The sequence below is a fragment of the Dyadobacter jejuensis genome (assembly GCF_003149085.1).
GTDB classification, from domain to species: Bacteria; Bacteroidota; Bacteroidia; order Cytophagales; family Spirosomataceae; genus Dyadobacter; species Dyadobacter jejuensis.
On record NZ_QGDT01000060.1, the window covers coordinates 1 to 1,469 of the forward strand.

Here is a 1,469-nt window from a genome sequence, read left to right on the forward strand (position 1 = left end):
TATTTAGCCAGCATACAGCACCAACGCCTGCAGCTTAGCCGCAATCCCATTGTAGTTTTGGTCGATCCTGTGGTATTGGCACTAGGGGAAAGCCGAGTGGATCTTCGTTATTACCTAGAACTCCGCATTCAAAAGGCCTTCCAAAGCAGCCAATTTGTGGCCTTGCCCATGCAAGAGGCCTCTGAAAAGCCCATTCCGGAGGGCTATACCATTTCACCAGGTGCATACTTTGAAGTACAGACCCGCTTGGATGATCAGCTTTCGGCCACTCCCCCCACTTTTGGTGAAACGGCCATTTCCGTTTGTCCAAACCTAACCCGGCAGTACTATTATCAAAGCTATCGGTTCAATGATGATACGGAGCTTGACAGGCAATTATCGACCACCTTATGGGTTTATCGTGGACAGATTGCCATGAATCATTATGCTTCATATAAGGATCTGTTTTTTACCGACGTAATTGGCGGTAAAACGAGTAAGTTCTTAACCTGGCAACCCGATCATAAACTGGTCAGAACGGACCAACCCGAAAGGCTCTATTTCCTGACCAATTTCACGCCATCGCCCAAGACCCTGCAGTGCCGGGTCCGGGTGTTCCACAGTGATGGTACAGCTGAGAGTTTCACGGCCAAAACCGTTGACAACGTGACCCCTATGACGGTGTACAGCATTCCCGTTGGCTACTCTGAACTGGGCTTAGACGCTAGGCTAAAAGAGATTCTGACGTACCAGGTATGGCTATCCAATGAGGATCAGCAGCAGGTAAGTGATATTAGAACCTTTAGGGTTGACCGATTCGCTTACGAGAGTGTCAAATATCTGGTGTTCCAAAATAGCCTGGGCGGGTATGATACCCTTCGTTGTGTGGGTTCCCCTTCCGAATCGGTGAACGTAAACCGGCAGATTTTGGAGCGCTGGACGGATTACGACTACCTGCCCACGGTATCCGAGGTCAAGATCAACAGCGTAACCGGTGAGCGGCAACTGACATTAAATATTGGCAACTGGCTGAATGCCGATTATCGCCAGTATCTGGAGGAGCTGCTAATGTCTGAAGATTTTTATATCGTGGATGGGGAAGAGTTTATTCCTTTGACGCCGACCTTTTCTAGTCTGGTCACCCAGAGCGTAACGGAATGGCCGGTGGAGCGATCTCTGAGTTTTATTTATGCCAATACCATAGGTGGCTATAGCCGGTTGCCAAAAATCACCCCTGTAAGCCGCCCCACCAACTGGAGACAGTGGTCGGTGAGCTGTGAGCTGGATGCCAATGGCCTAAGGACTGGAAAGCAAATCGTCAATGAGCTTGTGAAGTACTACCTGGATACGGGTGAGAATGTCCGGCCAATCACCACCAAAGCCAACGTTGCTGGTACGGAAGGCTATATTCCCCCGTGGTTAAGTGATGCTTGTGCGGCCCTTACGACCCCATATGTCAATACGGCTCTAAGTGCGATATCCACCTTTAA

1 protein-coding gene is annotated in these 1,469 nt (G+C 49.6%); it reads left to right on the forward strand.

The window, feature by feature from the left end; translation table 11 throughout:
- The coding region (locus tag CLV98_RS23605) for a hypothetical protein (RefSeq protein WP_109678523.1) at nucleotides 1-1,469 on the forward strand (1,469 nt) is incomplete at both ends.